Below are 17,630 nucleotides of genomic sequence, written 5' to 3'. Positions count from 1 at the left end.
CCTCTTTCTAGTTATACCCGGGCAGTCGTTCTGGCGACGTAGTCCTTTGTTCGTGGGTCAGTGGCAGTGCGTACAAGCATGATCTGGTGCAGGGCACAGTTTTCCTGCCGAGTGCCACCGCGATTGAACCGATGGCGATTCGTTTTGCCAGATGTGGCCTCGTATCAGGCAGACACCACACATTGCTGCGAATGCTACTTTGCACTTGATAAGTTCTGCGTTCTCGCCGACAGTGACAAGAAGTTCGCCACAACTGCTGAATGCGTTTGTCACGGGCTGCGAACCATTTTCGAGCACGTAGGGCAGCGAAGCTGATGATCTCTGACAACGTCACCGACGTGGGCCAGCGGACCCGCATAAAAATCATCCAAACCCAGCTCTTCGCGGCATTCAAGAACCACTATTGGTTCGAGGCCAGGTCCTACAACCCGGAATCGGGCAACGAGAACGGCAATGTGGAAAACCGCCGTGGAATTCCTGCGCCGCAACATCATGATCCCCGTGCCCCAGGTTGCGTCCATGGGCCAGACCAATGAGTTGCTGATGCAACGCAGCGCCCGCTTCGCGGCCAAGGAGCAATGGAATAAGAAGGTCCCCAGCCGGAAGCTATTTACCGAAGACCAAGCCGCGCTGCTGAACCTGCACGGGGTCAGGTTCTACCCGGTGATGCACAAGACCCGCAAGGCCAGCAGGTACTGCCTCCTGTAGGTCGCGCAGAATACACATGCCGTCGGTGCGCGCTTTGCTTCCCAGCGTCTGGCGGTCGGGCTGCGGCATAAAGCCATTGAGGTGCTGGACGAGCACGTGGTTATGAGCCCCTCCTTCCCCCAGAGTTTTCGGGCAGCATCCGGAAACGATTACCGAACCCTCGGTGGTCTTGGGGCTGTTGGCGGCCAAGTCTGGCGGCTGGGCAAATTCCCCGTTGGATGCCCAGTTCGCCGACCCGGTACGGGGCTGGATTGATATCGCGCATAGCGCCGATCGACGGCGCTTCTTCACCGCACTGCAGGACGCTCCGTCAGCGATCGGGTTCCTGACGGCGCTGGAAGCCGCCGAGCAACTGGTCACCGAAGGCGACGATCCCTTGGGCCCGAAGCTGGGCATACTGGTCCGCCGCATCGCCCAGGGCACCGAGTTCGAGACGAGACCCGTGGACCTGGGAGTTCATGACCAATTGATCAGCAGCCCGCAGGGCGCGCTGCAGCTACAGTGGAAGCGGTGCCGGCAGTATGAGCACGAACGCTTTTGACGACCTGCTCCAGGACGGGCGTGCCGCGTCCCTGACCGGCAGCTTGATCGATGAATTCGCGCGCAAGGGCACTCCGAAATAGCATGAGTTCCTGTATGAATTGCTCCTGTCGGAGCAGGCTCCTCGCACCGAATCACGCAGAGCCCGCTTGTTGCGTGCCGCGAAGTTGCCGGCGATGACGACTCTGCAAGGATATGGCTTCACCGCGATCAGGTTTCCGGCCGATTGTGGGCGTGCGCAGTTCTTCGACCTGGATTTCCTAAATCAGGCCCAGGATCTGATCCTGTTCGCAGACGTGGGCACCGGCAAGACGCACCTGGCCGCGGCCCAGGCTGTGGCGTGCAGCCGCGGCATCCCGGCGAAGTTCTTCACAACGGCCCCTGGTGTTGCAGTTGCGTCGGGCCAAGGACGAGGGCCAGCTGGATAAGGAGCTGGCATCGATCGCGAAGAATGACCTGCTGGTCATTGACGAGTTCGGGTACCTGCCCATTGACGAGGAAGGCGTCCGCTTGTTGTGCCAGGTCATTGCGGATGGGTATGAGAAACGTAGCCTGGTTATCATGACGAATCTGGAGTTCAAACGATGAGGCATGGTGTTCGGGAATGAGAACATGGCGGCCGCGGTAATTGACCGGCTGGTGCGTCATGGACGACTGCTGCAGTTCCGGGGTCAGTCCCGGGTGAAAAAGCGCTGATATCATGAGCCGGCAGTACCCGTTACCGGGTGATGACGTTTTATTGGACCACAAACTGGCTGAAGTCGCCCACCTTTGAACGCATTAATGGCCTACTTTGATTTGACGTAACACCGCCGGCTCTGGTCGCAGTCGCACACGAGAATCCGATAATGTACGCTGAGTACCGATCTCGGTTATTCCCCGCTAGGAAGGTGCCGGACAAGACTCGAAGCAGTGTCAGACAAACGCGTTACTCGCATTGGTAACAGTCCACGACGCGGAACCAAACGGGAAGTCAAACGGTATAGATGTCGATGGAAAAGCGCCGGGAAGGTCACGGCAGACTGAATGACTTCAACGGTGGAGCCTGAAGCTCGTTGCGTCCGGAAGACCAAGTAAGAGCGGCATAATGGTTTCAAAGCTCACGGCGTGGGCGAACTACAAGCCCGGCTGGTCACCGATGTTGAGGTCATTGCCACGGCAGACGGTCAGCACCGAACGCGGACGTAGCGGCGTCCCTGTTGGCCATCAATCCCAGATTGGGGCAGAACCGATTCGAGAAACCGTCTCAAAAAATAGCGCCATTTTCACTTCTCGAACGATGAAGAGAGCGGGAAGCGGGTTCGCAAAAACTGACTCACGACATGTGTGCGTTGAACTTCGTCGGCAACTGATAGAACTTCGTTAATACAGAACATGTCCAGCATGCTGTTGCGGGCCAGACGCACCATGTCCAGGTGGAAGGTGTCCGCCCCGATGTCCACGTACTGGTATTTGACCGAGGTGGGGTAACCCAGGCCCAGCCGTGCGGCGTACTGGTGTGCCAGTGAAGAAGGGATGGACAGATCGGTGGCCGAACGGAAACGATGCATGGCGATCTCGGCAACACGCGGACCGAGATCTTCATGGATACGTCGGTGGACCGCCAGGCGCTGCGGGTGTGCAACGTGCTGGAACTTGCGGGATGTGGTGCGGCCGAATCGCGTCAGGATGACTTCCCTGTTGTTAGCCGCAGCCTGGTTGATCGGCAGGCCGGAGTCCTCGGCCTGTGCGAAGTGTCCCTTGGTGAGGCAGTACTTGGCCTGACCCGCGGGACCGAAGAAGATGTTAGGGTGCAGATACCGCCCAAAGAATACGTCATCATTGACGTAGAGGAAGTGCTCGCTAAGCCCTGGGATGTTCGCCAGTTGCGATTCGATGGCATGCGAATTGAAGGTAGGCAGGCATTGGACGGGGTCGTCAAAGATCTCTCGGTGATCCACTACGGTGATCCGGGGGTTCTCCTCGGCCAGCCAGGCGGGGCGTTGGCCGGCGGTGACTAGATAGATCTTATTTATCCATGGCAGATTCATCTCCAAGGACCGCAGCGAATAACGCAGTTCGTCGCGGGAGGCGAAGCGAGCCAGGTTTACTGCACTGTCGCCTGCTGGACGTCCCGCAGCTCGCAGCTGCTGCAGATAAGAGCTGTACCAGGCGGGATCGTTAGCATCCACCCAGGTATAGACCGCGTCGACCGTCTCATCGAAATCCTGCGCGTCAACCAGCGCTTCCAGACTGCCGGGGAACAACTGCCAGATGGCCCCGCAACCTCGCAGATCGGCGATGCCCGCGCTTGGCGTCGTCTCGGAGCTCACGCTCCAGGCCGTCGCGGCGGCGTTGGAGTGGGCATCGTGCAACCGCTGAACGCGCAGTCCGGCTGACTGCAGCGCGTCGCGCAGACGTTCCCAATTCGCTGCTTGAATGGTGAACGGCAGGCCCGGTCCCACGCGGTCGTACGCGATGCCGAGACCTGCGGCGATGCGGGCCGAGGCACGCTCGGCGTCCTCCCGCAGTTGAGTGACGGTTTGCGTCGTGTCCCCAGAAGGGCCCTTCAGCGTTGCCCCAAGCATGCGGCGTACCAGCGGTTCGGGTAGCCTGCGCCCAATTTTTCCCCGCCATCCTGCTAGCATTTCGAACACCTGTCTATTCTGGTCGGGCCTGACTGCGATCATCGCCGGGTAAACGAGGCCCGCCACCCGTAGTAGGGCTAGCTCAGCTCCTTGACGATCTGACTGAGAGTATCGAGGGTGTTTTTCAGCGATTCGACGTGGCGTTCGTCGAACTCGCTAAGCACGCGTTTCATCTCCGTGGTGGAGATCCCCGAGGTGCGCGACAGATAGACAACCTCCACTTGGTCCTCTAAGTCGTCGAATCGGCCCTTCCAGTCTTCGCCGATGCCGAACACGTCGACGCCGTATTTGGAGATGTCGTTGCGCTTCTGCTCCCATGTGGACTCGGGAATGGCCTCGTCGACGTAGCGGATAGACCGCACGATCTCGATACGCTGTTCGAATGGCACGATCGGGCGCTTGCCTTTCAAAGCGTTGAATTCGTCGGTGGAAACCCCCACAATGAGCCGGTCGCCCTTTTCCTTGAGCCGCTTGAGCATGTTCAGGTGCCCGATGTGAAACAGGTCGAAGGTCCCGTAAGTTAATACGGTTTTCATTTTAGGCTCACCTTTCAGACATCCGGGTTGACTCTTCCCAATGTAGTCGGTGCCGGCGCAAACTCTAAATTAAATGAGCGGCGCGCGGCCGGCCAAGGTCATGCGCAGGATCGTGGTCCAGCGGATTTTCCGACGTGGCTGTTGGTACCAAGGGCTCCCCTTCCATCCGGCCATCCAGCCGGAGAGGTACTGGCGCACGGCCGACTTGTTCCGCCGGAGCCGTAGACATTCCACCAGCGCCCAGTCCATTGTGTATAACCACCGAAACGGCAACGGCAGGTTGCGACGCGCCAGCCAAACCCGGTTACGCGCGTTCAAGCGGTAAAATTCGTCGTGTCTTCTAGGATCGACCACCGGATGCCCGATTCGCATATCGCCCGCGTACCAAGCGTATCTACCTGTATCCCAAACACGCCATGCTAATTCGATGCCTTCGTGAGCGTACCAGAATCCACCCGCCCATCCACCGGTTTCTTCGAAAACCTCGCGGGGCATAACCAGGCACGTTTCTCCGACGTGGAATACCTTGCTCGGTACTTCCGCAGAACGCTTGTTCAGGCGCGGGATCCAACGTGTGGGATCATCGTCACGTCCTGGGTCAGTGATTCTAGGCTGTAGTAGCCCCATGCCCGGATGGAGGCGGAATCGCTCAATAGCTGAAGCTAGAAAATCGTCCTCAAGGAACCAAGAATCATCATCAAGGAAGCATAGGAATTCGCCTGAAACCATTGGAACACCGGCGTTACGACCGGCTGGAATTCCCTGGTTCTCCGGAAGGAACAGGGTCTTGATCGGGGCAGGGATTCGTTCAGGGTTCCATCCATTACCCACCACCACGGCATCGATATTCACGCCCTTTTGGGCAAGGAGTGAATTGAGTGCACGCTGTAATTCGGCTGGTCTTCTCCCCATAGTCAAAACAACTACTCCCATCGACGATGGCATTTGATGCATCACGTTCCCCTTACGACCCTGGATTGTTTTAGGCTTCTCTACTTAAGGCGTGAAGACGCCATTGAGGAGATGAAGTGCCCAACGTTCACCAGGAATGTAGCTGGCAGCAGGATCCAAATCATCCATTTCTCCCCCACCCCAGGTTCGCCGAGAAAGGCTGACATCGCGGCGCTAAAGAGTATTAATAAACTAAGCTCCACTGCGTGCAGCAACTTATGAAACGGGAGAAATTTGGCAAGGGCGCGCAATCGACCGATAACAGTAGTTGTCGGTACTGCGCGCGCATCAGCGGTATCAGGCAGCTTGGCTAACCCAGCCATTCCGCGTGCAGCATGAACCATCAACGATTGAGAGCGATTCAATACGAGTAGCACAGCCAAACACGCTGCCATAAATAGAGTGGGCCATGCCTGGGAGATCGTCGTTCCGCTAGCAGAGAGCTCCCGGAATGCACGATACCCTAATGCAAGGGGAATCAATGCCTCAGTAGTATGGTGGCCCACCATGTCGATAAAGATGCCTTTTGGAGACTGGCTTGATCTCCAACGGGCTACCTCACCATCCGAGCAATCAAAGTAAAGCTGCAACTGCGAGAGCACGAGTGCCAAAATCGGCCCCCATATGCCGGGGATCAGGAGAGCCAATGACATGCTCCACCCAGCGAGAATCATCAGGCCGGTGACTCCATTGGCCGTAATTCTGGTGCGCACCAAAACTGCGGTGAGATAGATGGAGACATGCCGAAGGTACAGTTCGGCGGTCCAATGCTCAGCATTCCGCCGCGAGCGAACCTCAGGGGGCTGACAAACCTCGCGCAGTTGCTCGAGCGTCGGATTCTTTGGTCGCTCAACGTCCATGGTTCACTCTGCCTCGATCAACAGTCTTTCCCGCACCGAGAAGCAGCCCACGCACATACCCAAGAGCCCACGGAAAATGAATGGCCGGGAATACCGTCCCTGTGAGAAGCCTTTCACTCGTTCTTGGGGCCTGGCCTCGCATTCCCTCACATACAGCTAGTCCTCCGTAAACATAGGGAGCAGCAGAGACCAAGTTCAAAAATCGCTTCGCGCTGGGCGACGCCGATCTTTTGACCAAAGGCCGCACTAAGTTTGCGACGACGCCAGCAGTTACACCGAGTACCATCAGCGGCGGTATTACATGACGCAATGATTTTCCATCGCGGTATCGGCGAGCGATTTCCGCTCTCCAGGTACCGGAGGCAAATGACTGGGAAACCAGAGCACGGAAAGTGTCACGTGGGTAGTAACCTACCTTCAGCTCTGGGTCGAACCAAACTCTGTAGCCCGCTTCCCTGATCCGGTGGCATAGCTCCCAATCTTGAGCTCGTAACATGGACTCATCGTAAAAACCCACTTCGTCGAAAACTTCGCGCCGAAAGATTCCGAGATACGCAGACTCGGCTGGACCTTCGGGCGCACCGGAATGGTACGCGGCCCCACCAAAACCAAAGCGTGAATTATAGGCAGCCGCAATGGCGCGTTGTAGCGGGGCTCTGCCGCGAGCGTCCATCAACCCTCCTACATCGTGTGCCTGGACCCGGAATAGTGTCTCGACCCCTCGACGCGTGTAATGCTCCGGCAACTCACTGTGGGCATCGACGCGAATGATGACCGGATAGCTCGAGGCTCGTATCGCCAGATTCAAGGCAATTGGCGTTCGCCCCTCCGGATTTTGCACGAGAACGATACGCTCGTCTGTCTCCGCAAGGCGCTGAGCGACCTCGTTGGTTCCGTCCACACTTGGCCCTAGAGCAATAATCAGTTCCTTTGCCCCTGGGTAGCTCTGGTCAAGAATTGAACCAACGGCATCTACTAAATAATTGGCCTCATTGAGCACAGGCATGACGTATGAAACACCTGGAAAATTAGTCATACGCTACTTCTTGAATTTCTCGTACGCCTTGATGACGGTATTCGGGTCACCGTCCATTTTCTGCACGCCCTTTTCAATCCAGATCACACGATTGCAAGTTTGCCGGATCGATCCCATCGAGTGGGAAACCAGAAAGATCGTTCCTGCGTTCTCGCGCATTTCCCGGATTTTGGCCTCACTGCGTTTGCGGAATTTGGCATCTCCTACAGCTAATGCTTCATCAACGATCAAAATATCGTGCTGTTTGGAAGCTGCAATGGCGAATTTCAGACGCGCACTCATGCCAGACGAATAAGTTCGCATTGGCAGATCGATGAATTCTTCTAGCTCTGCAAACTTAGTGATGTCCTCACGCATTTCTTCCACTTTTGGTCTGTCATAACCAAGTGCCAGCCCACCGAGGGTGATGTTCTTATCGCCTGAAAGGTCGGGAATCAACGCAGCACCTACACCTAGCAGATTCGGCCGCGACGTCGCATACACCGCTCCTGAAGATGGCGGAGTCAATCCTGTAATAGCTCGCAGAAGTGTGGACTTTCCAGACCCGTTGGTCCCGATAATGCCGATCGACTCGTTCTCGTACGCGACGAACGATATCCCCTTTAGAGCGTGAACGGTGCGCAGTCCCCTCATCTTTGTCTGTAGAAGACGACGTGCTCCGGCATTTCCCACAGACTTTCCGCTGGAGTAGACCTGATACTTGACGTGTAGGTTGTCTACAATTACGACAGGGTTTCGGTTGGGATCGATCTCCAGGGAGGACTGCTCCTCCTTTTCTTGCCCTTCACTGGCCTCAAACGTCGTGGCATCTGAGAAAACAGGTTCGGGTTGATATTCGGGGTGCAGTTGCGGATTGATTAGGTCATCGAAACTAATTGACACGGCCGTAACGCTCCTCGGCTTTCCAGAAGAAGATGAGACCAAATATTAGAGTTCCGATCGCCCACGCTGCGATAACAAACCATGCTCGGGGCTCATACGGAACGCTGTCCATGATTAGCGAGCGGGCGAGTGTTAACGTCTGATAGATCGGGTGATACTCAAAGACAGAGATCATCCACGGCCACGATCCCAGGAGTCGATCAACACTGAAGAGAACGCCAGAAGTGTAGAAGAGAACGCGACCGATCAGTGGAAGGATATTGGTGAAGTCCCTAATGTGAACAGTGATTCGCGCGCAGATGAAAGCAATACCCATGTTAAAGACAGTAAAGAGCAGAACTATCGGGACGATTGCGAACCAGCTCCACTTAGGCATCGATCCCAAAATCACCGCATACAGGAACATTACTACGAGCATCGGCATCAGAGTTAGGAAGTTCTGAGTAACCTGCGCGACGGGCAACGACATTCGAGGAAATGAAAGCGACTGCACGAGCGCAGTGTTGCCAGTGATTGACTTTGCTCCTCCGGTCATAGACGAGCTGAAGAACTCGAAAAGGAAGACGCCAATTACTACGTAAATGGGGAAATCAGCAGGGCGACTACCTCCCTGCAGAACTCCGAAAATGAATCCATACATGAGAGCGTTCAAGGTTGGCTTGAGGACAACCCATACCATACCCAAACGATTGCGCTCATTTTGGGATTGGACGCGTGCCTTCGCAAGTTCATAAATAAAGGTACGCCGCTCCCAAGTCTGCTTGAGATAGTTGCCCAGCGATGGGCGAGCGCCTACCCGGTGCAAACCATGTTGTTCGGCGACCTCGGCAACTGTCATGTTCGTTCGATTCCTCTTGCAACGCGTAAAGATCTAATCGTAAAGTCAATTAGGACAGCTCAAAGTCTAGTTGATAGCGCCATCTAGACGCGCAATCACCTCTGAGTTCCGTTAGTGACTCATCTCGCACTAACGTTCGATATTAATCGGGGGGCGGGTTCTTAGCCAGGTACTCGCTCATTTTATCGGTTCGTAGCGCCTCGCGGATCTGAGAGATTGCTTTCTCGTTCGCTAACTCTATTGACTGTCCATCAGGGCTGATTGAGCTTCCAGCGGTGGGCATTGTGAACATTTTAAGATCTTCTGCACCCACATTCTTAAGTTGCATGCCTAGGCCGACCATTGTCGCAGCGTCAAAAGATTCATCAAAGGTCAGATACGGAGAAACCTTGTCCACCAGGTCATACACCTTGGCCGGATTGGTCAGTACTCCGGGTGCCAACATCTGATCGACCGCTGCCGAAATAAACTTCCTTTGGTTCCGTACACGTTGGTAATCGCCATCGGTGAAGGATTTGCGTTCGCGCACAAACCTAAGAGCCCGATCCCCTTCTAGGGTAATTGAACCTTCAGGGTAGTAGTAATCAGTATCGTTAGCGGTAAATGCGATGTCGTTATCAACGGTGACTCCGCCTAGCGCAGTGCTCAGCTCCCTGAATCCCTCAAAATCGATCATCGCGACGTGATCGATCTTCGTATCAAAAGTTCCTTCCAGCGTCTGCATGAGTAGTGGGACACCGCCCAGGGATATCGCAGAGTTGAGCTTATTCATTCCGTGGCCCGGAATCTCAATCCAAGTATCGCGGACCAATGACATGACGAAGACTTCATCCCGGGTTTCCGGGATATGCACCAGCATCATTGAATCGCTGCGTTGACCGGCCGCTTCGGTAAGAGAATTCGCGCCAGCGTCGGCTTCGTCACTGTGATCCACGCCCAGCAGCAAAATATTCATTGAGCCGTCCTCAGGATCCTTAACTGGACGAGCTTCTTCCTCCTCAGGCGTGAAATCAATCGAAACTGTGCTTTTCTGCGAATTGAACTTATGGCTGAGGTTGAACAGATAGTAGCCTGCACCGAGCGCCGCCACCAGCACCAGGCTCACAACAGAAAGAACAATCGCCCGCACTCTACGCCGACGACGACGTGCGGTGCCGAATCGGACGCTACGTGAAGCAACTTGCGTAGATCCACCCTTGCTCTTATGGGACATCCAATACTCCGCTTGTCGGCTGTTTCTTGCTCACAGCGAAGCTACTATACTTTTCACTCTCGTTGCCGCAAATGAAAAGGCTACTCAACATAAATGTGATTATGCTGAGTAGCCCCTCCAAGATCCTAGTTCTCCATATTCGCAGCGAACTCCCGAAGCCACGGCTTCAGTCCGTCGCCCAGTTCGTCGTGCTCTACAGCCAAAGAGATGATCGCCTGCAGGTAGCTCAACTTATCACCCGTGTCGTAACGGCGACCGCGGAACACCACCGCGTACACGCCTGCACCATCACCATCGGCGGCGGCAAGTTCCTGGAGCGCATCAGTCAGCTGAATCTCGTTGCCACGCCCTGGTTGCGTGTGCTCCAGAACCTCGAAAACGCGCGGGTGGAGGAGGTAACGCCCGATGACAGCCAGATTGCTAGGCGCTTCCTCCACTGCTGGTTTTTCAACCAGTCCGTTGACCTTAACGTAGCTCTCCCCGTCAATCTCGGTGACATCTGCGCACCCGTATGCGCTGATGTTTTTTGGATCGACTTCCATCAGTGCGATAACCGAGCCACCAGTACGCTCTTGAACCTCGATCATCGTGTTAAGAACCTCATCGCGCTCATCGATGAGATCGTCGCCCAGAAGAACGGCGAATGGTTCGTTGCCAACATGCTTCTTCGCGCATAGCACTGCGTGCCCAAGACCCTTCGGATCGGTTTGGCGCACGTAGTGGATGTCTCCCAGTGCCGTAGCTTCTTGAACGCTGCGAAGCTTAGCTATGTCTCCCTTGTCTTCCAGCGTCTGCTCCAGAGCCGGAACACGGTCAAAGTGATCCTCGAGAGCACGTTTGCTACGTCCGGTAATCATCAAGACATCATTCAATCCAGCGTTCACTGCTTCAGCCACCACATATTGGATAGCAGGGCGATCTACCACAGGGAGCATTTCCTTTGGCATGGCCTTAGTTGCCGGCAGGAAACGCGTTCCTAATCCGGCCGCTGGTATTACCGCTTTAGTTATCCGGCGCTGAGAATTCATACTGTGAGACCTACCAATCTGTTAGTTGATGAAACTGCAATATAGCAGCCTGTGCGTTTGCCCCTCCCAGACGCTGCGGGAGACTCAGAGCTTTGCAATCCGCTTCATAACTGCTCGGGGAAAATACTCTGAAACGTTTCCACCCAACGCCGAGACTTCCTTGAGCAATGAGGAAGATAAATGGGTATACCGGGTGTCCGCCTGCAGGAAGACCGTTTCAACTCCGGTCAGGTGCCGGTTCATCGTTGCCATCGGGATCTCGTACGCGTAGTCAACAGTGCTGCGCAGACCTTTGACAATGGCCTCCGCTCCCTGTTCTTTACAGAAATCGGCAAGCAAGCCATTGCCCATAGGCATCGCAGATACCCCTCTCAGGCCACCGAGAGTCTCGTCGACCATGGCCGCGCGTTCTTCCTCACTGAATAGGTATTTTTTAGAATAGTTCGTCGAGACGGCAACAATGACCTCATCAAAAAGGCTCGCGGCACGCGCGATGATCTCTACATGACCATTATGGATGGGATCAAAAGATCCGGGGCAGACGGCTCGACGCATAGTCTGAATCTATCAAGAATCCGGCAGGCATCGCCGAAGCTTCAGTTAGTGGCGTGTAACAAGACAAGACGCGACAAGTGTGAATTCCGTCCCAGAGCCGCGCATAATGGTTCCCATGACGACACCTAGCCCATGGTTGCGAACCGCTCTTGGCGCAAATCTGGTTGATGCCCGTGGCCAGACGGGCCGCACCATTTTTGAAGAGATCACCGCGCTTGCATCCAGACATGGGGCGGTTAACCTCGGTCAGGGTTTCCCCGACACCGAGGGCCCGCAAGAAATCCGCGACATCGCCATCCAAGCAATCGTGGAGGGTGCGAATCAGTACGCTCCGGGCGGCGGTGTTCCAGCATTGCGTGAAGCAGTTGCCGAGCACCAGCACCGGTTCTACGGTCTCACGGTGGATCCCGGAAGCCAGGTGGTAATAACTACTGGCGCGACGGAAGCCATCGCGGCTTCCGTCCTTGCCTTTACGGAACCTCGTGACGAAGTGGTCACTTTTGAGCCCTTCTATGACTCGTACGGTGCCGCGATTGGGTTGGCTAATGGGGTTCACCGGGTCGTGCCGCTGCGCCAACCTGATTTCCAACCCGATCTGGATGAGCTAGCTTCAGTGATCAACGACCGCACACGATTGATCATCCTAAATAACCCCCACAATCCAACCGGCGCCGTCTTCAGTCCCAACGTTCTACAACGCATTATCGAGTTGGCCCACCGGCATGACTGTCTGATCATTTCGGATGAAGTCTATGAACACTTGACCTTTGGGGTCACCCATACCCCCATTGCTTCCCTGCCCGCAGGATTTGAACGAAGCATCACCATTTCCTCGGCAGGCAAGACCTTCTCCTTCACGGGTTGGAAGGTGGGCTGGGCCACCGGCCCTGAGCACCTCATCGATGCTGTCAGGACAGTTAAACAATTTTTGACATACTCTTCAGGGCCAGCATTTCAGCACGCGGTTGCCCAAGCCTTGCAACTGCCCGCCAGCTACTTCGCTGATTTCGCTTCAGGTCTAGCTGCTCGGATGGAGCAGCTGGCAGTTGGCCTGGAAGCAGCGGGTATGACGGTCCTGCGTCCTCGCGGCACCTACTTCCTCGTAGCGGATATTGCACCGCTTGGGCTAACGGACGCGGTAAATACCGCCCGTCTCCTGCCGGAGAGAGCGGGCGTGGCTGCCATTCCACTCTCGGTGTTCTGCAAGGACACGCAAGATAAACGTAGCTCGACGTTGTTGCGCTTCGCGTTCTGCAAACGTCCTGAAGTGCTTCAGTTGGCTATTGAGCGCTTGAATTCGCTGCAAACAAAACTGGGTTGAGCTGTGGCAGAACATCATCCCTCCCAATGGCTGAGCATCCGTCAAGCCCATGCCGTTATCGAGACGGATCCATTGATTGCCGGCGCCAAGGTGCTCTCCATCGGAGATGCCCCGCAGTCTCATGTCAATATGGATCACCCGAGCGAGATCGCCTACGAGTACCTGGCTCGTATTGCCAACCACATGAAAGTCCTCTATCCAACAGCCGAGCCTCTCCGTTTGTTGCATTTGGGAGCGGGCGCCCTGACTCTGGCACGGTGGGCGGGGCAACAATACCCGGGCAGCACACAAGTCGCCGTGGACCTCGAACGAGAACTTGTCGACTTCGTCCTTCGAGAATTGCCCCTGCCGGCAGGAACACATCTAAACACGATCACTGCAGATGCGCGCAGCGTGTTGACTTCAGAGTTGGCTAACGAGATCTACGATGTCATCGTCCTGGACATCTTCAGTGGACCGGATGCCCCCGAGCATCTCACCACCCCGGACTACTATGGGCTGTTGGCTTCCCGGCTCTCCCCCGAGGGCGTACTGTTCGTCAACATCGGAGATGACCCACCGCTGCGCTTCACGGACACTCAGGCTGCGGCCGCGCGGGCCAATTTCAACTTCGTTGCCGTCAGCGCCCCGACCGAAATGTTCAGCCGGAGATATCCGGGAAACCTCGTACTTACCGCCACGAATCGGTCGGTGAATTCCTCCACCGTCGCAGAATGGAAGGCTGCGGGGCCTCATCCTTCGGAAGTGCTCAGTGGAACCGACCTAGATCGGTTCGGCAAACCATAGATGGGTCTCCCCGTATTTTTTATCGGCCAAGGGCGCTAGCGCCTCGGGCCACCGGGGCGCAGAAGAACGGCTCGATCGCTCTACCACTACGGTTGCATCATCAGCCAAAACTCGGGTGATTTTCTGCAAGGTCTTCGCCAATTCGTCATCCGTCAAGGGATAGGGTGGGTCCAAGAACACTACGTCAAAGGTGCGGCCAGGATTCCCGGTTTGGTTATCAAAGAAACCTTCCAGCACCGTATCGACACTGCCTCGGTGCACGTGGATGGTTTCGGCTTTTAGGACGCGGTTAATGGTGCCGGCGTTTTGCTGACACACCGCCGCTGCCTTGGGCGCTTTTTCAACCAGGAGGACGTTGCGAGCTCCGCGGCTAGCGGCCTCGCAGCCCAGTGCCCCGGAGCCGGCAAACAGATCCAATACGCGCGCGGACTGCAAGACACCCCAGCTTTCCAGCCGAGAGAACAGGGCCTCCTTAACCCGGTCGGTTGTGGGCCGGGTGGCGTTCCCGGGAACAGACTTGAGACTGATTCCACCGGCGGCCCCTGCAATGATGCGGCTCATGATGTGCCCTTCCCTGAATCGCTCAAAAACGTCACTTTAGTTCTTCTCTAGGAATTCGCGGGTGGAGTCATCCACCCAGGAAGCAAGGGTCGTGGCAAGACGTGGAAAATCAGTCTTCCATGTCCCTGATCTCGTCAATAGCGCCACGTCATCGCGTGCCCTCTCGATGATGTTCCGGTCCTTCATCACACTGAGCACTTTTAGCGATGAACGGCTGCCCGACTGCTGGACTCCGAGGATGTTGCCTTCCTTGCGTTCGGCCAGATCCGCTTCGGCAAGTTCGAACCCGTCAATGCTTCCCACCACGGTGCGCAGCCGGTTCACCGAGGGGTGATCCGCGTCCAACCAGGTGGTGAGCAAACAGGTGCCGGGCAAGCCACCGCGGCCTACTCGACCGCGCAGCTGGTGGAGCTGGGAAATACCAAAATTTTCTGCATCAACGATGACCATCAACGTCGCGTTATGAACGTCAACACCGACTTCAATGACCGTCGTGGAAATCAGCACATCAATCTCCCCGGCAGCAAATTCTTCCATGATTGCGTGCTTGTCCTCGGCGTGCAATTGGGAATGGAGCGACTCCACGCGCACCTGGTTGAAAAGCGGGATGGAGTGCATCAGCTCATGCATGGCCTCGACGCTCATTGGTTCCCTGCCGCCCGCAGTCGCAGATACAGCGGGCACGCCGCTCTCACCGCGAGTGTCGGAAATACGAGGGCATACTACATACACCTGGTGCCCCTTGGACACTTCCTCGGCGATCCGGTGAAACATGCGCTGCTGATACCCGGGCAGCTGCAGCGGTACCAGGTGCGTGGTGATGGGAGCCCGGCCAAAGGGCATTCGCCGGATGGTGGAGATTTCCAAATCACCGAACACGGTCATGGCGACAGTTCGTGGTATCGGGGTCGCGGTCATTACCAGCGTATGCGGGACCGAGTCGTTGCCCTTGGCACGCAGCGTGTCCCGCTGCTCAACCCCGAAGCGGTGTTGCTCATCAACTACGACCAGCCCGAGGTCAGCGAACTGAACCTGCTCTCCCAGCAAGGCGTGGGTACCGATGATGAGCCCGGTTTCACCACTGGCAATCCCCAGCAGAGCCTGTCGGCGTTGCGCAGTTTTGGCCGAGCCGGTCAGTAGGGCAACACCGGTGCCTTCACCCTGACCGAAGAGGCCAGGATCAGCCAGGGGTCCGAGCATGCTGCGGATTGATTCGTAATGCTGGGTCGCCAAGACTTCGGTCGGGGCCAGCAGTGCTGCCTGTCCCCCGGCATCAATGACCTGGAGGATGGCTCGCAGGGCCACCAAGGTCTTTCCGGAGCCAACTTCGCCCTGCAGCAGTCGGTGCATGGGGTGCGCTTTTTGCAGGTCGTCGCTGATTTCCCTCCCCACGGTGATCTGCTCGTCGGTCAGTTGGAAGGGCAGGTTCGCATCAAAGCGTGCCGCGATTCCTGCGACTTTGGGTGGACGGGGTGTGGCCCGCTGCTGGCTGACCTCGCTGCTGCGTTCGGCTAAGGACAACAGCAAGAGCAGCGCTTCCTCATAAGCGAAGCGGTTGCGTGCCCGGTACCCGTCACGGATCTCCTGGGGCTGATGCCGTTCCAGCAGGGCTTGGAAGCGGTTGACGTAGCCGCGGGACGCCAATAGGTTCTGTGGGATGAATTCGGGGACATCCTCGGGCGATAGACGGTCAAGTACGAGCTGCATCAGATCGCGGATCTTCTTATTCGGCATTTTGGCTGATGCCGGGTAGATCGGGATGGGTCGTGGGTCGGCTTCGGCCGCCTCATCTAGGATCGCGTACTCCGGCTGGCTGAGCTGCAGGTGGTCCTGATACCAGCTGACCTTGCCGGAGAACATTGCCACGGTATCGTGCTGGAGTTCGTTGCGGGCCTGATATCCGTTGAAGAATGTCATCCGCAGTTGCTGACCGTTGGCGTCGAGCTCATCGCTGACGGTCACCTCAAAGATGAATCCCCGTCGGGAGTGCATTTTGCGCTGGCTGGTGTTTACCACGCGGGCAACGATGGTGACGTGTTCGTCGTAGGGAAGCTCCGAAATCGGGGTCAGTTCCCCTACTTCGACATAGCGTCGTGGAAAGTGTGCTAAAAACTCACCGACTGTTTCGTAGCCGAAGGCCTTCTGCAGCTGTTTGGCATTGTTGCCCCCAACAACCGTAGCCAAAGGAGCTTCAAGCAGGGAGCTGCGCGTCATTTCAGGCATCGTGGTGGCATAGGTCGGTGATACTAAGGTTGACCGGTTCGGCATGCTGGCGGATCAGGGCCAACGCCTCTTCGGGTTCGGGGACGTGCACGTGTACGCGCCAGCGGAATGCTTTGCCCCGCTGGTTCACCGGCGACATGATCACCGAATCACCAATGGAATCCAATTGCCCGCGCAAAGTAGCGGCACCGAGTGCATCCAAGGTGACGGTGCACATCACCTCTACCCCCTCGGCGTTGTCCACCGAAAGGTGGACGTGCGGGTCTTGGATGTTGTATCCGTGGAAGGTCTCATAGAATTCAAACTGCGCGTCAGTGCCGCGCACTGCGGCGCACAATTCATCAATGATGATCAACATGCCCACAGCGCCGGCATCCACTACGCCGGCTTCCGCCAGGCTCGGCAGTTCATTTTCTGTTCCCTGGACAGCCAGCCGAGAAGCCTGAGCGACTTGTGTCAGCAGTTCGTCCAGGGCTGCGCGGCTTTCCGGGTCATGCTTCAGGTGCATTACGGTGCTGCTCGCCGCCAAGGCGGCAGCGTTGATTACCGAAAGCATGGTTCCGTCTACTGGGTCGCTGAGAGCGGACCATGCCCGCACCTTTGCCCGTTCCAGGCCTGCCGCCAACCCGGGCGCGGTGAGACGGTCAGCGCCGATCAGCGGTTCAGCCAAACCGCTGAGGAAGACGGCAAGCAATGTTCCGGAGTTGCCACGCGCGGACTCCATGGCGGCGCGGGCGGCTATTTCCAGATATCCACCCACGTCCGGGCTGTCCAACTCACTCACGGCGTCATGTCCGGCGCGGGCGGTGAGATACAGGTTGCTGCCTGTATCACCGTCCGCGACAGGAAAGACGTTAATCGCGTTGAGCCGATCCGAGTGATTGCCTAGACTCTTGACACTCCGTTCCAGCCATTGGGTGATGGCTCGTCCGGAGGTATCGAGTTTTTGGCTCATGGGGAATCAA

The 17,630-nt window shown here is 56.6% G+C and carries 17 protein-coding genes and 2 pseudogenes; 5 read left to right on the top strand and 14 right to left on the bottom strand.

Going from position 1 to position 17,630, the window contains the following annotated elements; translation table 11 throughout:
- Window positions 1–11 precede the first annotated feature (11 nt).
- Window positions 12–149: pseudogene (locus AC6I21_RS06520) on the bottom strand (IS110 family transposase); the annotation flags it as partial.
- A gap of 304 nt (window positions 150–453) precedes the next feature.
- On the opposite strand from AC6I21_RS06520, the gene AC6I21_RS06515 reads away from it, so the two are divergent.
- The 3 genes and pseudogenes from AC6I21_RS06515 (at window position 454) to AC6I21_RS06505 (ending at window position 1,836) form a co-directional block, all read left to right on the top strand.
- Window positions 454–708 carry a hypothetical protein gene (locus tag AC6I21_RS06515; RefSeq protein WP_497763266.1) on the top strand — a complete coding sequence of 85 codons (255 nt, stop codon included), beginning with the start codon at window positions 454–456 and terminating at the stop codon, window positions 706–708.
- Between the two features lie 214 nt (window positions 709–922).
- Entirely contained in the window at window positions 923–1,249 is a 327-nt protein-coding gene (locus AC6I21_RS06510; RefSeq protein ID WP_497763265.1) for a hypothetical protein, read from the top strand.
- A gap of 100 nt (window positions 1,250–1,349) precedes the next feature.
- Window positions 1,350–1,836, top strand: a pseudogene (locus tag AC6I21_RS06505) (ATP-binding protein).
- A gap of 677 nt (window positions 1,837–2,513) precedes the next feature.
- Here AC6I21_RS06505 and AC6I21_RS06500 read toward each other — a convergent pair.
- The 10 genes from AC6I21_RS06500 to coaD form a co-directional block, all read right to left on the bottom strand.
- A complete protein-coding gene (locus tag AC6I21_RS06500; RefSeq protein WP_497763404.1) occupies window positions 2,514–3,875 on the bottom strand; it encodes a stealth conserved region 3 domain-containing protein in 1,362 nt (453 codons plus the stop codon).
- A 77-nt stretch (window positions 3,876–3,952) separates the two neighbouring features.
- The gene (locus AC6I21_RS06495) at window positions 3,953–4,411 is read right to left on the bottom strand and encodes an FAD synthase family protein (protein WP_421015374.1); all 459 of its coding nucleotides are present in this window, start codon (window positions 4,409–4,411) and stop codon (window positions 3,953–3,955) included.
- Window positions 4,412–4,480: 69 nt separating this feature from the next.
- Complete coding sequence (locus tag AC6I21_RS06490; protein WP_497763264.1) at window positions 4,481–5,365, bottom strand: glycosyltransferase family 2 protein; 885 nt, start codon at window positions 5,363–5,365, stop codon at window positions 4,481–4,483.
- A 38-nt stretch (window positions 5,366–5,403) separates the two neighbouring features.
- Window positions 5,404–6,222, bottom strand: coding sequence for a CDP-alcohol phosphatidyltransferase family protein (locus tag AC6I21_RS06485; RefSeq protein WP_497763263.1), 819 nt, complete (start codon window positions 6,220–6,222; stop codon window positions 5,404–5,406).
- The gene (locus tag AC6I21_RS06480; RefSeq protein ID WP_497763262.1) at window positions 6,212–7,258 is read right to left on the bottom strand and encodes a glycosyltransferase family 2 protein; all 1,047 of its coding nucleotides are present in this window, start codon (window positions 7,256–7,258) and stop codon (window positions 6,212–6,214) included. The genes AC6I21_RS06485 and AC6I21_RS06480 overlap by 11 nt, the downstream gene beginning before the upstream one ends.
- A gap of 3 nt (window positions 7,259–7,261) precedes the next feature.
- On the bottom strand, window positions 7,262–8,140 hold the full coding sequence (locus tag AC6I21_RS06475) for an ABC transporter ATP-binding protein (protein ID WP_246049812.1): 879 nt from the start codon (window positions 8,138–8,140) through the stop codon (window positions 7,262–7,264).
- Entirely contained in the window at window positions 8,130–8,978 is an 849-nt protein-coding gene (locus AC6I21_RS06470) for an ABC transporter permease (protein ID WP_054820473.1), read from the bottom strand. Before AC6I21_RS06470 ends, AC6I21_RS06475 begins: the two co-directional genes overlap by 11 nt.
- Window positions 8,979–9,120: 142 nt before the next feature.
- Window positions 9,121–10,191 carry an LCP family protein gene (locus AC6I21_RS06465; protein ID WP_497763261.1) on the bottom strand — a complete coding sequence of 357 codons (1,071 nt, stop codon included), beginning with the start codon at window positions 10,189–10,191 and terminating at the stop codon, window positions 9,121–9,123.
- Between the two features lie 125 nt (window positions 10,192–10,316).
- Complete coding sequence (gene galU / locus AC6I21_RS06460) at window positions 10,317–11,219, bottom strand: UTP--glucose-1-phosphate uridylyltransferase GalU (protein WP_054820471.1); 903 nt, start codon at window positions 11,217–11,219, stop codon at window positions 10,317–10,319.
- Between the two features lie 84 nt (window positions 11,220–11,303).
- The gene (gene coaD, locus AC6I21_RS06455) at window positions 11,304–11,774 is read right to left on the bottom strand and encodes a pantetheine-phosphate adenylyltransferase (RefSeq protein WP_497763260.1); all 471 of its coding nucleotides are present in this window, start codon (window positions 11,772–11,774) and stop codon (window positions 11,304–11,306) included.
- A 115-nt stretch (window positions 11,775–11,889) separates the two neighbouring features.
- On the opposite strand from coaD, the gene AC6I21_RS06450 reads away from it, so the two are divergent.
- Together AC6I21_RS06450 and AC6I21_RS06445 are read left to right on the top strand one after the other, a co-directional pair.
- Window positions 11,890–13,095, top strand: coding sequence for an aminotransferase class I/II-fold pyridoxal phosphate-dependent enzyme (locus tag AC6I21_RS06450; protein WP_497763259.1), 1,206 nt, complete (start codon window positions 11,890–11,892; stop codon window positions 13,093–13,095).
- A 3-nt stretch (window positions 13,096–13,098) separates the two neighbouring features.
- The gene (locus AC6I21_RS06445; protein ID WP_497763258.1) at window positions 13,099–13,881 is read left to right on the top strand and encodes a spermidine synthase; all 783 of its coding nucleotides are present in this window, start codon (window positions 13,099–13,101) and stop codon (window positions 13,879–13,881) included.
- Here the strand turns inward: AC6I21_RS06445 and rsmD are convergent.
- Genes rsmD through AC6I21_RS06430 form a run of 3 tightly spaced genes read right to left on the bottom strand, consistent with a single transcriptional unit; the run spans window position 13,858 to window position 17,620 of the window.
- Window positions 13,858–14,442: a 16S rRNA (guanine(966)-N(2))-methyltransferase RsmD gene (gene rsmD, locus AC6I21_RS06440; RefSeq protein WP_054820467.1), complete on the bottom strand. Its 585-nt coding sequence runs from the start codon at window positions 14,440–14,442 to the stop codon at window positions 13,858–13,860. The two genes, AC6I21_RS06445 and rsmD, sit on opposite strands and share 24 nt — an antisense overlap.
- Window positions 14,443–14,478: 36 nt before the next feature.
- The gene (locus tag AC6I21_RS06435; protein ID WP_497763257.1) at window positions 14,479–16,665 is read right to left on the bottom strand and encodes an ATP-dependent DNA helicase RecG; all 2,187 of its coding nucleotides are present in this window, start codon (window positions 16,663–16,665) and stop codon (window positions 14,479–14,481) included.
- The gene (locus AC6I21_RS06430; RefSeq protein ID WP_171021276.1) at window positions 16,658–17,620 is read right to left on the bottom strand and encodes a DAK2 domain-containing protein; all 963 of its coding nucleotides are present in this window, start codon (window positions 17,618–17,620) and stop codon (window positions 16,658–16,660) included. Before AC6I21_RS06430 ends, AC6I21_RS06435 begins: the two co-directional genes overlap by 8 nt.
- Between the last annotated feature and the right edge of the window lie 10 nt (window positions 17,621–17,630).

This window comes from Glutamicibacter sp. St.4D3 (genome assembly GCF_059728615.1).
The sequence above is the reverse complement of the archived record's forward strand: the minus strand, read 5'-3'. Positions and strand labels throughout refer to the sequence as shown.

Bases quoted from the DNA above. Each gene is read 5' to 3' on its own strand.
- AC6I21_RS06515 (WP_497763266.1), top strand. From the start codon at position 454: ATGTGGAAAACCGCCGTGGAATTCCTGCGCCGCAACATCATGATCCCC.
- AC6I21_RS06500 (WP_497763404.1), bottom strand. From the start codon at position 3,875: ATGCTAGCAGGATGGCGGGGAAAAATTGGGCGCAGGCTACCCGAACCG.
- AC6I21_RS06495 (WP_421015374.1), bottom strand. From the start codon at position 4,411: ATGAAAACCGTATTAACTTACGGGACCTTCGACCTGTTTCACATCGGG.
- AC6I21_RS06490 (WP_497763264.1), bottom strand. From the start codon at position 5,365: ATGCATCAAATGCCATCGTCGATGGGAGTAGTTGTTTTGACTATGGGG.
- AC6I21_RS06485 (WP_497763263.1), bottom strand. From the start codon at position 6,222: ATGGACGTTGAGCGACCAAAGAATCCGACGCTCGAGCAACTGCGCGAG.
- AC6I21_RS06480 (WP_497763262.1), bottom strand. From the start codon at position 7,258: ATGACTAATTTTCCAGGTGTTTCATACGTCATGCCTGTGCTCAATGAG.
- AC6I21_RS06470 (WP_054820473.1), bottom strand. From the start codon at position 8,978: ATGACAGTTGCCGAGGTCGCCGAACAACATGGTTTGCACCGGGTAGGC.
- AC6I21_RS06465 (WP_497763261.1), bottom strand. From the start codon at position 10,191: ATGTCCCATAAGAGCAAGGGTGGATCTACGCAAGTTGCTTCACGTAGC.
- galU (WP_054820471.1), bottom strand. From the start codon at position 11,219: ATGAATTCTCAGCGCCGGATAACTAAAGCGGTAATACCAGCGGCCGGA.
- coaD (WP_497763260.1), bottom strand. From the start codon at position 11,774: ATGCGTCGAGCCGTCTGCCCCGGATCTTTTGATCCCATCCATAATGGT.
- AC6I21_RS06450 (WP_497763259.1), top strand. From the start codon at position 11,890: ATGACGACACCTAGCCCATGGTTGCGAACCGCTCTTGGCGCAAATCTG.
- rsmD (WP_054820467.1), bottom strand. From the start codon at position 14,442: ATGAGCCGCATCATTGCAGGGGCCGCCGGTGGAATCAGTCTCAAGTCT.
- AC6I21_RS06435 (WP_497763257.1), bottom strand. From the start codon at position 16,665: ATGCCTGAAATGACGCGCAGCTCCCTGCTTGAAGCTCCTTTGGCTACG.
- AC6I21_RS06430 (WP_171021276.1), bottom strand. From the start codon at position 17,620: ATGAGCCAAAAACTCGATACCTCCGGACGAGCCATCACCCAATGGCTG.